Here is a 12,460-nt window from a genome sequence, read left to right on the forward strand (position 1 = left end):
TTCACCTTCCTAGCTTCCGTGTCATGCGGAAGACGATTCTGGTGCTGTTGCTGGTGTTCGCGGCCCCCGCCACCGACTGGACGGGTGCGGTCGCGCGGAAGGTGACGGTGCTCGGGGACATCAGCACCGCCCGGCACGTGGCGGTCATCGTGCCGGGGTCCGATGTGGACGTCGCGCGGTTCGACCGGACGGTGGGCCGGATGGCACGCGAGCTGTACGACCACACCGCGCGTGATGACTTGGCGGTGGTCGCCTGGCTCGGATACCGCACGCCGCAAGGACTCGGCGTCGACGCGGCGACCGGCAGGCTGGCGGCGGCCGGTGCGCGCGAGCTGGTCGACTTCGTGCACGCGTTGCCGTCCCAGGCGCACGTGCACGTGTTCGGGCACAGCTACGGGTCCGTCGTCGTCGGCCTGGCCGCGCGTGATCTCGCGGTGGACGACATCGTGTTCACCGGAAGTCCCGGTGTGCGCGCGTCCAGCGTCGCCGAGCTGGGCACCACCGCGCGGGTGTGGGCGGCACGCGCATCCGGCGACTGGACGCGGTGGGTGCCGAAGGTGCGGCTCTTCGACCTCGGCCACGGCACCGATCCGACTGCGCGGTCGTTCGGCGCGCGGTCGTTCGCGGCCGAGGGCAGCCACGACTCGTACTACGAGCCCGGTAGTGCCTCGCTGCACGCGCTTTCGCTGATCGCAGTGGGGGAGCAGCCGTGAGGAACCCTTTTGTGGACGGCGTTCGCTTCGTCGCCGTGGTCGGCGTGGTGCTGGGGCACTGGCTGGTGACCGTGCTGGTGCCGGGGGACAACGGGCTGGGCGTGGACAGCCCGTTGCGCTGGATGCCTGCGCTGGTACCGGTTTCGTGGGTGCTGCAGACGCTGGGGCTGTTCTTCTTCGCGGGTGGCTACGCGGCGGCGCACTCGCGGACGCCGTGGCTCGCGCGGGTCCGGCAGCTCGCGGTACCGGTGGCGGTGCTGCTCGGGTGCTGGGCGCTGGTGCTGGCCGGCCTGGCGATGCGCGGGTTCCCGCAGGGGACCGTGATGACGGTGGTCTACATCGTGACGACGCCGCTGTGGTTCCTCGGCGCGTACCTGGTGCTGCTGGCGATGAAGCCCGTCGTGCGCTTCCTGGACGAGCACTCGTGGGGTGTGCTCGTTCCGGTGGCGCTGGTGTTCTTCGTGCCGTACGCGGTGTGGTGGGCGGTGTGGCAGCTCGGCTACGCGTTGGCGCGCAAGCGGATTCCCGGTCCGCCGCTGCTGGTCGGCGGTGTCGTCGGCTACGTGCTGCTGGTGCGGTTCGGCGGCTACCCGGTGAGCGCGGTGGGGATTCCCGGCGCCGCGCTGTCGAACCTGTCTCCGCCGACGTACGCGGCGCTCGCGTTGGCACTGGCGCAGATCGGGCTGGTGCTGACCGTCGCGCCGATGCTGTCGCGGCTGGGCGAGACGTCGGTGGCGCGCTGGTTGAACGTGCGGGCGTTGCCGATCTTCCTGGTGCACCAGAGCGCTCTGGTGATGGTGACGCTGGTCGTCAGCGGACCGGGCCTGAGCTCCCCACCAGATCACCCTGGCTGGGTGTGGCAGCGGCTGGCGTGGCTGCCGGTGTTCGCACTGGTGGCCTGGGGATGGATGCCAGCAGCGCGAGCCCGATGGTGGCGACGTGCGGCACGACCACGAACGCCGTCGGTTCCAGCACCAGCAGCGGAGGAACGCACGCCAGTGCCGTGAGCAGCCACGGCAACCGCTTGTCGCAGCTGCCCGTGCGGGCGATGTGGATCAGGTACCAGCCGAGCAGCAGGTGGATGACGTTCTGCAGCGGGTCGACCGGCAGCACGACCAGCGTCGCCTCGGCGCCGAGGAACCCGGTGACCACGAAACCCAGCACGCCGAACACGCCGTAGGCCGCGCCGAGCCCGGTCGCGAGCCGGGTGCGGTGCGACTCGTGGCTCAGCTTCGGAAACCACGTGCGGCGCGTCTCGAACCGGTGGAACACCAGGAGGAGCGGCACGAGGATCAGCACGAGCACGACCGGTGCGGTGACCAGTCCGATCATCCAGACGACCAGGCCGAGCACCACGAGGTACGCCAGGTAGATCGTCATCGGCGCGGTGCGGACGAAGTCGATGACGTGCCACGAGCGGCCGGCGAGCCAGTTCGAGATGGGCCTGCGGGCGAGCAGCGCGAGGCACACCTGCCCGAGCCCGAGGATGATGACGCTGCGCGGGTTCCCGCCGAAGTAGACCAGCGTCGCGATGGCGGGCAGCGTGACCGCGCTGACGCCCGCGAGCGTGCGCTTGGGGATCCGGTCGAGGCTGCCGTCGGCGTAGAAGAAGCCGTACTGCTGCATGAGCAGCGCGCCCAGCAACAGGATCACGTAGCCGCCGGTGCGCCAGTCGAGGCTCGCGCGCAGCACCTCGACGCCGATCGTCACGGCCGTCAGCACGGCGGGCGTGGTGAGCCGGTGGTTGCGGTGCAGCCACGCCATGACCGGCGTCGCGCACACCGCGAGGATGTAGACACCGAGGAACCACAACGGATGCGTGATCAGCCTGCTGTACGCGTCGACCTCCACGTCGAGCAGGTTCAGCGCGGCGAACAGCACCACCCACAGCAGCACGAACGCCAGCACCGGGCGCATGAGCCAGCTGATGCGGCTGGAGATGTAGCAGCCGAAACCGCCCTTGTGCTCCTGGTGCTCCTGCCAGCTGAGCAGGTTCGCGTGGCCGCCCGCGAAGAAGAAGATCGGCACGACCTGCAACGCCCACAACCAGTTCGGGTCGAAACCCGTCCAGTGCGCGATGGTCGCGATCGTCTCGCCGATGACCAGCAGGCCGAGGCTCGCGATGCGCAGGAACGTGGCGTAGCGGTCCTGCACGACGGGGTGCGGCGCCAGCGGGTCCTCCCGGCGCCGGTTGCCCGTGCGGGCCAGGAGCAGGAACACGACCACCGCGCTGCCGAACGCCCACGCCACCACGGGCTCGTGGCCGGGCGGGCCCCACCGCTGGCGCCAGCTGTTGAACTTCAGCCCCTGCGCGTAGACCTCGGCGACGGCGTGGCAGGTCGTCTTGGCGTCGCGCGGGTTGATCTCGCACTGGCGGTGCAGGTCCGCGGCCAGCCGGTCGTCCAGCTCCTTGCGCGCGTCGTGCGGCAGCGGCCTGCCCTTGTGCTCGGCGTAGCGCAGCAGGTCGTAGCCGAGGTCGTGGGCGCGGCAGGCGACGCTGAAGTCCCACTCGGTGTCACCGGCGGGCCCGGAGCAGCCGCCGCCGTCGTCGACGGCCCGCTGCGTGCCGTCGGGTGCGGTGACCGTCCTGGGCGTGCGGTTCTGCTCTTCGGCGAAGTCGTGCGGGAGGTCGTTGCGCGGGTCGTGGCCCGCGCTGGGGTGGGCGAACGCGTCGACGGCTCTCGCGGCGACCGCGACGTCACCGGTGAGCGGCCTCTCGTCGTTCGCACCCGCCGGACGGCTGAGCACGACGCCGCAGAAGAAGACCGCGAGCGTCACCAGCGTGAACCGAAACCACACCGGAAGAAGGAGGAAGAGTCTGCGCGCGCCCATTGGCGAGCCAGGTTACGGAAAGGCAACGCACCCCCGCCAACCGTGCAGCTCAGGCGGTCAACGGGGCCAGATCCGCCGCGGTGAGCGAGGCCAGCGCCATGCGGGACAGCAGCGAGGCCATCTGGTCGCGGTCCAGGTGCGCGCTGTGCGGCGTCGAGTTGATCAGGCCGAACACCGCGTGCGCCGCCGCGCGTGCGGTGGGCTCGTCGGCGGACGGCACGGTGCGCCTGATCGTCTCCACCCACACCTCGACGTAGCGGCGCTGGAGCGTGCGCACCCGGCGCCGGTCCGGGTCGGTGAGGTTGGCGAGGTTCCGCATCTGCACGGTGATCAGTGCGGGGTCCTCGAGCGCGAAGTCGACGTGCCAGCGGACCAGCGAGTGCAGTGCCGACGCGGCGTCCGCGGCGGCGTCGACGCGAGCCTGGCCGCCGTCGAGCAGGCGCTCGGAGATGGACGTCAGCATCTCGCCGAGCATGGCGTCCTTGCTGCGGAAGTGCCGGTACAGCGCGGGACCCGAGATGCCGACGGCCGCACCGATGTCGTCGATGCCCACCCCGTGGAACCCGTGCCGGGCGAACAGCTCGGCCGCCGCGGTCAGGATCTGCTCGCGACGCGAGGGTTTCGCGGTTTCTGTTGACGACACAACGGCAGGTTAGCAGGCGTTCACATAGCGCCAGTTGAGACGACATTTCTCCTGGTAGACAGCTTTATTGTTAACTATTGACGAATACTTCACAGAGGTCATACCCATCGGTAACCATTGGTGTGCCCTGCGTCACCCCCACTGCGTTGTCCTCTGTCAGGAGGCTGCGATGCACCCTGCCCGTTTCATCCTGTCTGCGGCGATCGCCGCAATCGGATCCCTGGTTCTCGCGCAACCCGCGAGCGCCGCTCCCGTCAACTACGTCGCGCTCGGCGACTCCTATTCGTCGGGCGTCGGTACCGGCAGCTACATCGGGTCGAGCGGAGGCTGCAAGCGCAGCAACTACGCCTACCCGGCGCTCTGGGCAGCGGCCCGCAGCGTGGCGAGCTTCAGCTTCCAGGCGTGCTCCGGCGCGCGCACTGGTGACGTCCTCAACCAACTGGGCGCGCTCAGCGCGTCCACCACGCTGGTCAGCGTCACGGTCGGCGGCAACGACGCCGGCTTCACCGACGTGATCACCACCTGCACGTTCGGCACCGACCAGGACTGCACGAACCGCACCAACCAGGCCAAGACGTACGTGCAGAACACGTTGCCCGGCCTGCTGGACAACGTCTACGCGCAGATCCGCAACCGCGCGCCGGGCGCCCAGGTCGTCGTGCTGGGCTACCCGCGCATGTACAAGGTGCCCGGCTCGTGCAACGCCGGGCTGAGCGAGACGAAGCGGGCCGCCATCAACGGCGCTGCGGACGCGCTCGCGGTCGTCATCGGGCAGCGCGCGGGTGCGAAGGGCTTCACGTTCCGCGACCTGCGCACCCCGTGGACAGGGCACGAGATCTGTTCGTCGGACTGGTGGATGAACAGCCTCAGCTGGCCGGTCGAGGAGTCGTACCACCCGAACCGGAACGGGCAGTCGAAGGGTTACCTGCCGCAGCTGACCGCGGTCACCGGCTGATCTTTCGCCGTTCACCTGAACGGGCTAGACAGTCCGGCATGCGTTCGATGCTGGTACTCCTTCTGGTCGTGGGCGCCGCGCCGCCCCCCCCGGCCCCGACGGGCATTAGGTAAGGCGCGCGTGGCGCCGCGGACTAGGACTTGCGGTCTTGGTATCGTGGGTTTTCCTCTTGGGGGGGGGGGCCCCCGCCCCCCCCCCCCCGCCCACGACTGCAATTCGGTACGTCGCTCTTGGCGACTCGTACTCGTCCGGTGTCGCCGCGGGCGACTACGGCGACAGCGGTGACTGCAAGCGCAGCGCCCACGCCTACCCGGTGCTCTGGGCCGCGAAGCGCAAGGCCGCCGAGTTCGGTTTCGTCGCGTGCTCGGGTGCGACGACGGCCGACGTGCGCGCCACCCAGCTGTCCACACTCCGGGAAACGACCACCCACGTGACCATCTCGATTGGTGGGAACGACGCGGGCTTCTTCGACGTGATGACCACCTGCACGACCGGCACGGACCAGCAGTGCGCGGACCGCGTCGAGGTGGCGAAGACGTTCGCCCGCACCGAGCTCCCCGGTCGGCTGAACAGTCTCTACCAGGACATTCGCACCCGTTCGCCGCGGGCGAAGGTGGTCGTGGTCGGCTATCCGCGGCTGTACGAGGTCCCGGCGTTCTGCCCGACCGAGCTGAGCGAGCCGAAGCGGGCGAAGCTCAACGAGGCCGCGGACGTTCTCGTCGAAGTCGTGAAAGCACGGGCGAACGCGAAGAAATTCACGTTCGTGCCGGTCGGAAGCCGGTTCGCCGGACACCGCATCTGCTCGGCCGACCCGTGGCTGACGAGCCTGAGCGTGCCCGTCGACGAGTCGTTCCACCCCAACCGGAATGGCCAGGAACTGGGGTATCTGCCCGCGCTGGAGAAGTTCATCTGAGTTCGAGTGGAAAGTCAGGTTAGCGAGCGTTAGCATCTGTAGTTAACGCCCGCTAACCTGATGACCACGAGGAGCTCATGGACGCCCCAGTCCTCCGCGGCACCGCGGAGCCGTCGGACCGGTACGCCAAGGAACACTCGGCGCTGGTCGACGAGCTGCGCGCCAAGCTCGCGGCGGCCGCGCTCGGCGGCCCGGAGAAGGCACGCCAGCGGCACGTCGACCGCGGCAAGCTGCTGCCGCGCGACCGCGTCGACGACCTCGTCGACCCCGGCTCGCCGTTCCTCGAGCTCTCCCCGCTGGCCGCGGGTGGCATGTACGGCGACGAGGCGCCGGCCGCGGGCATCATCACCGGCGTCGGCCGGGTGTCCGGGCGCGAGTGCGTCATCGTCGCCAACGACGCCACGGTCAAGGGCGGCACCTACTACCCGATCACGGTCAAGAAGCACCTGCGGGCGCAGGAGGTCGCGCTCCAGAACGGCCTGCCGTGCATCTACCTCGTCGACTCCGGCGGCGCGTTCCTGCCCAAGCAGGACGACGTGTTCCCGGACCGCGAGCACTTCGGCCGGATCTTCTACAACCAGGCCACCATGTCCGCCCGCGGCATCCCGCAGATCGCGGCCGTGCTCGGCTCGTGCACCGCAGGTGGCGCGTACGTCCCGGCGATGAGCGACGAGGCGATCATCGTCCGCAACCAGGGCACGATCTTCCTCGGCGGTCCGCCGCTGGTGAAGGCCGCGACCGGTGAGGTCGTCACGGCCGAGGACCTGGGCGGCGGCGACCTGCACTCGCGCACGTCCGGCGTCACCGACCACCTCGCCGAGAACGACGCGCACGCGTTGCGGATGGTGCGCAGCATCGTCAGCACGCTCGGTCCGCGCGCGCAGAGGCCTTGGGACGTCGAGAAGTCCGAGGCTCCCGTCGTGAACCCGGACGACCTGTACGGCGTGGTGCCGACGGACAGCCGCACCCCGTACGACGTGCGCGAGGTCATCGCGCGGATCGTCGACGGCAGCCGGTTCCAGGAGTTCAAGAAGGAGTACGGGCAGACGCTCGTCACCGGTTTCGCGCGCATCCACGGCCACCCGGTCGGGATCGTCGCGAACAACGGCATCCTGTTCGGCGAGTCCGCGGTCAAGGGCGCGCACTTCATCCAGCTGTGCGACAAGCGTTCCGTGCCGCTGGTGTTCCTGCAGAACATCACCGGCTTCATGGTCGGCCGCGAGTACGAGGCCGGCGGCATCGCCAAGCACGGCGCGAAGATGGTCACCGCCGTCGCGTGCGCCCGCGTCCCGAAGTTCACGATGATCATCGGTGGCTCGTTCGGCGCGGGCAACTACTCGATGTGCGGCCGGGCGTACTCGCCGCGCTTCCTGTGGATGTGGCCCAACGCGCGCATCTCCGTCATGGGCGGCGAGCAGGCGGCGTCCGTGCTCGCGACCGTGCGCCGCGACCAGCTCGGCGACGCCTGGTCGGCTGAGGACGAGGAGGCGTTCAAGGCGCCGATCCGCCAGCAGTACGAGGACCAGGGCAACCCCTACTACTCCACGGCGAGGCTGTGGGACGACGGCGTCATCGACCCCCGCGACACCCGCACGGTCCTCGGACTGGCGTTGTCGGCGGCGGCGAACGCGCCGATCGAGCCCGTCTCCTACGGCGTCTTCCGGATGTGATGAGGATGTTCGACAGCGTTCTTGTGGCCAACCGCGGTGAGATCGCGGTGCGGGTCATCCGGGCTCTTCAGGCGATGGGCATCCGTTCCGTCGCGGTGTACAGCGACGCGGACGCCGACGCGTTGCACGTGCGGCTCGCGGACACCGCGGTGCGCATCGGTCCCGCCGCCGCGCGGGAGAGCTACCTCTCCATCCCGCGGATCATCGATGCGGCGCTTTCCGCTGGCGCGCAAGCGATCCACCCCGGCTACGGGTTCCTCGCGGAGAACACCGAGTTCGCACGGGCGTGCGCGGAGGCCGGTCTGGTGTTCGTCGGACCGCCCGCCGACGCGATCGACGCGATGGGCGACAAGATCCGCGCGAAGCTGACCGTGCAGGCGGCCGGTGTGCCGGTCGTGCCCGGTCGCACGCAGGCCGGGATGTCCGACGACGACCTCGTCGAGGCCTCGCTGGAGGTCGGTTTCCCGGTGCTGCTCAAGCCTTCCGCCGGTGGTGGCGGCAAGGGCATGCGCCTGGTGCACGCCGAGTCCGAGCTCCGCGACGCGATCGAGTCGGCGAGGCGCGAGGCGCGCGGCTCGTTCGGTGACGACACGTTGCTGATCGAGCGGTTCATCACGAACCCGCGGCACATCGAGATCCAGGTGCTCGCCGACGCGCACGGCAACGTCATCCACCTCGGTGAGCGCGAGTGCAGTCTCCAGCGCAGGCACCAGAAGATCATCGAAGAGGCGCCGTCGCCGTTCCTGTCGGCCGAGACCCGCGAGGCGATGGGACAGGCGGCCGTCGAGGCCGCGCGGTCCGTCGGATACGTGGGTGCGGGCACCGTCGAGTTCATCGTGGACGGTGCGTCCGGCGACTACTTCTTCATGGAGATGAACACCCGGCTCCAGGTCGAGCACCCGGTGACCGAGATGGTGACCGGCGTCGACCTCGTCGAGTGGCAGCTCCGCGTGGCGGCAGGCGAAACCCTCGACCTGGACGTGTCGCTGAGCGGGCACTCCGTCGAGGCGCGGATCTACGCCGAGGACCCGGCGCGCAACTTCCTGCCGACCGGTGGCCGGGTGCTGGCGCTGCGCGAGCCGACCGACGTGCGGGTCGACTCCGCGCTGCGGGTCGGGCTGGTCGTCGGCTCGGACTACGACCCGATGCTGGCCAAGGTGATCGCGCACGGCCGCACGCGCGCCGAGGCGTTGCGCAAGCTCGACGCCGCTCTCGGCCGCATGGTGCTGCTGGGCGTGACGACGAACATCCCGTTCCTGCGCGCACTTCTGCGCGATCCCGACGTGCGCGCGGGTGCGCTGGACACCGGTCTGGTCGAGCGCAAGCTGGACTCGCTGGTGTCCGCCGAGGTGCCCGAGTCCGTCTACGTCGCCGCCGGCCTCGAGCGTTCGCTCGTGCCGCACGGCGACGACCCGTGGGACCAGCTGGGTGGCTGGCGGGTCGGCGAGCACGCGTGGGCGACCTGGCGCATCAACGACGTCGACGTGCGCGTGCGCGGCGACGAGGTCGTGGTGGGATCAGGAGATCCGGTGCGGTCGCGCGCCTTCCTGGACGGTGACGACCTGGTGGTCGGCACCCGCCGCTACGCCGTGGCGCGCGACGGCGACGTCCTGTGGCTCGGCGCGGACGGCCACTCGTGGGCGTTGACCGAGGCCGAGTTCCTCGTCGGCGCACTGGGTGCGGCCGGTGGTTCGGCCGGTCCGGTGAAGTCGCCGATGCCGGGCACCGTGCTCGTCGTGCGCGCATCCGCTGGTGACTCGGTCACCGCGGGACAAGCTCTGTTCGTGGTCGAGGCCATGAAGATGGAACACACCGTCACCGCACCCGTGGACGGCGTGCTCACCGAAGTACAGGTCCAGGCAGGCCAACAGGTCGCGCTGGACCAGCCCCTAGCCGTCGTCGTGCCCCACGAGGAGTAGAGCGATGTTGGATTTCCGACTGCCAGCCGAGTACGAGGACCTGCGCAAGACCGTCGAGGCCTTCGCGCACCAGGAGGTCGCGCCGGTCATCGCGGACTTCTACGAGCGCGAGGAGTTCCCGTACGCGATCGTGGCCAAGATGGGCCAGATGGGCCTCTTCGGCCTGCCGTTCCCCGAGGAGTTCGGCGGCATGGGCGGCGACTACTTCGCGCTCTGCCTCACCCTCGAGGAACTGGCGCGCGTCGACTCGTCGGTCGCGATCACCCTCGAGGCCGCGGTGTCGCTCGGTGCCATGCCGGTGTACCGCTTCGGCACCGACGAGCAGAAGACCGAGTGGCTGCCGCACCTGGTGACCGGTGAGCGCATGGGCGCGTTCGGCCTGACCGAGCCGGGCAGCGGTTCGGACGCGGGCGGCCTGACGACGTCGGCGAAGCTCGTCGACGGCGAGTGGGTCATCAACGGCACCAAGGCGTTCATCACCAACTCCGGCACGAAGATCACCGGCCTGGTGACGGTCGCCGCGGTCACCGGCGTCGGCGAGGACGGCCGCAAGGAGATCTCGTCGATCATCGTTCCGGCCGGCACGCCGGGCTTCACGGTGTCGAAGAAGTACTCCAAGGTCGGCTGGTCAGCCTCCGACACGCGTGAACTGTCCTTCTCGGACTGCCGCGTCCCCGAGGCCAACCTGCTCGGCCAGCGCGGCCGCGGTTTCGCGCAGTTCCTGCGCACGCTGGACGAGGGCCGCATCGCGATCGCCGCGCTGAGCGTCGGCCTGGCGCAGGGCTGCATCGACGAGTCGCTGCGCTACGTCCGCATGCGCGAGGCGTTCGGCGCCGCGATCGGTACGTACCAGGCGATCCAGTTCAAGATCGCGGACATGGAGGCGCGCGCCCACACCGCGCGGCTGGCCTACTACGCGGCCGCGTCGAAGATGCTGCGCGGCGAGCCGTTCAAGAAGGAGGCGGCGATCGCGAAGCTCGTCGCGTCCGAGGCCGCGATGGACAACGCGCGCGAGGCCACGCAGATCTTCGGCGGGTACGGCTTCATGAACGAGTACCCGGTCGGCCGCTTCTACCGCGACGCCAAGATCCTGGAGATCGGCGAGGGCACCTCCGAGGTGCAGCGCATGCTGATCGCCCGCGAGCTGGGTCTGTGATGTCGGCGGCAGGCCACGCCTGCCGCTGGACAAATCCGCTTCCGGCTTCGTAAAGTCAGTGGGTGGTCCTCTACTGGGGGAGGGCCCATCGCGCGCTGGGGGGCGTACGTGGACGTGTCTGTCAGGCACACCTGATCAACTTCTGATCCCTCACGATGCAGTCGATCTTTCGAGATCGGCTTCTTCGTGCTGCCCGTCGCGCGATGACTGACAAGTGAAACTGGGGAAAGTGACTTGAGCAAGCTCGCTCGCTTGGCCGCGGCGTTCAGCTTTCTGGTGCCGTTGGTGCTGGTCGGTACGGCGCAGCCCGCGTCGGCCGCGTATTACGACATGAGGGACTACTGCGGCAGCGGTTACTACTGCGCCATGGGCGATGCCAACTGGCGCGGGTGCATCGCGGCGTTCGTGGGCAACGACGCCAACTACGCCAACGACGGCTGCTACGACGGCGGCGCGATCCGCTACGAGCTCGACAACCGCACCAGCTCTGTCTACAACAACGGTTACGTGGGCGCGCCCGACGACATCCAGTCGTTCCGGCACCCGAACTACGTGGAGATGATCTGGTTCGTTCCGCAGGGAACCTGGTACTCGTTCGTGGACAACTGGTGCGGCGCGTTGCCGTGCAACGACCAGGCTTCCTCGCACCGCTGGGTGTGACGCAACCGCGGCAATGAAGTGATCAGTGAACTGGGGAACTGAAATGAGCAAGCTCGCACGTCTGGCATCGGCGCTCGTCATGATGCTGCCGTTGGTGATGGTCAGCATGGCGCAGCCCGCGTCGGCCGCCTACCCCGACATGAGGCAGTACTGCGGCGGCGGTTACTACTGCCTCTACGGCAACCGCGACTGGCGCGAGTGCATCGCGGCGTTCGCAGGCAACGACACCAACTACGGCAATGACTACTGCTACGACGGGCCGATCGGTTACGCGCTCGACAACCGCACCAGCTCCGTGTTCAACAACGGTTTCTACGGTGCGCCCGACGACATCCAGTCGTTCAGGCACCCGAACTACGTGGAGATGATCTGGTTCGTTCCGCAGGGGACGTACTACTCGTTCGTGGACGACTGGTGCGGCGCGTTGCCGTGCAACGACCAGGCTTCCTCGCACCGCTGGGTGTGACGCATCCGCGGCAGTGAAGTGGCTAGTTGAACTGGGGGAAGTGAATTGAGCAAGCTCGCACGTCTGGCATCGGCGTTCGTCATGATGCTGCCGTTGGTGATGGTCAGCATGGCGCAGCCCGCGTCGGCCGCATATCCCGACATGAGGCAGTACTGCGGCGGTGGCTACTACTGCCTCTACGGCAACCGCGACTGGCGCGAGTGCATCGCGGCGTTCGCAGGCAACGACGCCAACTACGCCGACAACGCCTGCTACGACGGTCAGGTCAGCTTCTACCTCGACAACCGCACCAGCTCGGTGTTCAACAACGGTTTCTACGGTGCGCCCGACGACATCCAGTCGTTCAGGCACCCGAACTACGTGGAGATGATCTGGTTCGTTCCGCAGGGGACGTACTACTCGTTCGTGGACGACTGGTGCGGCGCGTTGCCGTGCAACGACCAGGCGTCCTCACATCGGTGGGTGTGACGCACTCACAGTGGTGAAATGTCGGCCCAGGACCGAAGTGGACGCGAAGTCGGTCCACTTCGGAC

11 protein-coding genes and 1 pseudogene are annotated in these 12,460 nt (G+C 68.8%); 10 read left to right on the forward strand and 2 right to left on the reverse strand.

Features of this window, described 5'->3' with window-relative positions; translation table 11 throughout:
• The first annotated feature begins 23 nt into the window (after positions 1 to 23).
• Together FKR81_RS04790 and FKR81_RS44885 are read left to right on the forward strand one after the other, a co-directional pair.
• Entirely contained in the window at positions 24 to 713 is a 690-nt protein-coding gene (locus FKR81_RS04790) for an alpha/beta hydrolase (RefSeq protein WP_146349701.1), read from the forward strand.
• Complete coding sequence (locus FKR81_RS44885; RefSeq protein WP_146349702.1) at positions 710 to 1,720, forward strand: acyltransferase family protein; 1,011 nt, start codon at positions 710 to 712, stop codon at positions 1,718 to 1,720. The genes FKR81_RS04790 and FKR81_RS44885 overlap by 4 nt, the downstream gene beginning before the upstream one ends.
• A gap of 328 nt (positions 1,721 to 2,048) precedes the next feature.
• Here FKR81_RS44885 and FKR81_RS45790 read toward each other — a convergent pair.
• Both FKR81_RS45790 and FKR81_RS04805 read right to left on the reverse strand, forming a co-directional pair.
• Positions 2,049 to 3,545: pseudogene (locus FKR81_RS45790) on the reverse strand (phospholipase A2); the annotation flags it as partial.
• A 49-nt stretch (positions 3,546 to 3,594) separates the two neighbouring features.
• Complete coding sequence (locus FKR81_RS04805) at positions 3,595 to 4,188, reverse strand: SACE_7040 family transcriptional regulator (protein ID WP_146349704.1); 594 nt, start codon at positions 4,186 to 4,188, stop codon at positions 3,595 to 3,597.
• A 169-nt stretch (positions 4,189 to 4,357) separates the two neighbouring features.
• Here FKR81_RS04805 and FKR81_RS04810 point away from each other — a divergent pair, with 169 nt between their 5' ends.
• The 8 genes from FKR81_RS04810 (at position 4,358) to FKR81_RS04845 (ending at position 12,395) form a co-directional block, all read left to right on the forward strand.
• The gene (locus FKR81_RS04810) at positions 4,358 to 5,143 is read left to right on the forward strand and encodes an SGNH/GDSL hydrolase family protein (RefSeq protein ID WP_146349705.1); all 786 of its coding nucleotides are present in this window, start codon (positions 4,358 to 4,360) and stop codon (positions 5,141 to 5,143) included.
• A 169-nt stretch (positions 5,144 to 5,312) separates the two neighbouring features.
• Positions 5,313 to 6,056 carry an SGNH/GDSL hydrolase family protein gene (locus FKR81_RS04815; RefSeq protein WP_235921299.1) on the forward strand — a complete coding sequence of 248 codons (744 nt, stop codon included), beginning with the start codon at positions 5,313 to 5,315 and terminating at the stop codon, positions 6,054 to 6,056.
• A gap of 77 nt (positions 6,057 to 6,133) precedes the next feature.
• A complete protein-coding gene (locus FKR81_RS04820; protein ID WP_146349707.1) occupies positions 6,134 to 7,726 on the forward strand; it encodes a carboxyl transferase domain-containing protein in 1,593 nt (530 codons plus the stop codon).
• Between the two features lie 5 nt (positions 7,727 to 7,731).
• Complete coding sequence (locus tag FKR81_RS04825; protein ID WP_186762773.1) at positions 7,732 to 9,645, forward strand: acetyl/propionyl/methylcrotonyl-CoA carboxylase subunit alpha; 1,914 nt, start codon at positions 7,732 to 7,734, stop codon at positions 9,643 to 9,645.
• A 4-nt stretch (positions 9,646 to 9,649) separates the two neighbouring features.
• A complete protein-coding gene (locus FKR81_RS04830) occupies positions 9,650 to 10,801 on the forward strand; it encodes an acyl-CoA dehydrogenase family protein (RefSeq protein WP_146349709.1) in 1,152 nt (383 codons plus the stop codon).
• 234 nt (positions 10,802 to 11,035) lie between these two features.
• Positions 11,036 to 11,461 carry a peptidase inhibitor family I36 protein gene (locus FKR81_RS04835; protein ID WP_146349710.1) on the forward strand — a complete coding sequence of 142 codons (426 nt, stop codon included), beginning with the start codon at positions 11,036 to 11,038 and terminating at the stop codon, positions 11,459 to 11,461.
• 43 nt (positions 11,462 to 11,504) lie between these two features.
• On the forward strand, positions 11,505 to 11,927 hold the full coding sequence (locus FKR81_RS04840; RefSeq protein ID WP_146349711.1) for a hypothetical protein: 423 nt from the start codon (positions 11,505 to 11,507) through the stop codon (positions 11,925 to 11,927).
• Positions 11,928 to 11,972: 45 nt separating this feature from the next.
• A complete protein-coding gene (locus tag FKR81_RS04845; RefSeq protein ID WP_146349712.1) occupies positions 11,973 to 12,395 on the forward strand; it encodes a hypothetical protein in 423 nt (140 codons plus the stop codon).
• Positions 12,396 to 12,460: the final 65 nt, after the last annotated feature.

The sequence above is a fragment of the Lentzea tibetensis genome, assembly GCF_007845675.1.
Classification (GTDB): Bacteria; Actinomycetota; Actinomycetes; order Mycobacteriales; family Pseudonocardiaceae; genus Lentzea; species Lentzea tibetensis.

What these genes read in the sequence shown, in the direction of transcription:
- FKR81_RS04830 (WP_146349709.1), top strand. Translation starts at nt 9,650, where the DNA reads ATGTTGGATTTCCGACTGCCAGCCGAGTACGAGGACCTGCGCAAGACC.
- FKR81_RS04840 (WP_146349711.1), top strand. Translation starts at nt 11,505, where the DNA reads ATGAGCAAGCTCGCACGTCTGGCATCGGCGCTCGTCATGATGCTGCCG.
- FKR81_RS04810 (WP_146349705.1), top strand. Translation starts at nt 4,358, where the DNA reads ATGCACCCTGCCCGTTTCATCCTGTCTGCGGCGATCGCCGCAATCGGA.
- FKR81_RS04825 (WP_186762773.1), top strand. Translation starts at nt 7,732, where the DNA reads ATGTTCGACAGCGTTCTTGTGGCCAACCGCGGTGAGATCGCGGTGCGG.
- FKR81_RS04790 (WP_146349701.1), top strand. Translation starts at nt 24, where the DNA reads ATGCGGAAGACGATTCTGGTGCTGTTGCTGGTGTTCGCGGCCCCCGCC.
- FKR81_RS04820 (WP_146349707.1), top strand. Translation starts at nt 6,134, where the DNA reads ATGGACGCCCCAGTCCTCCGCGGCACCGCGGAGCCGTCGGACCGGTAC.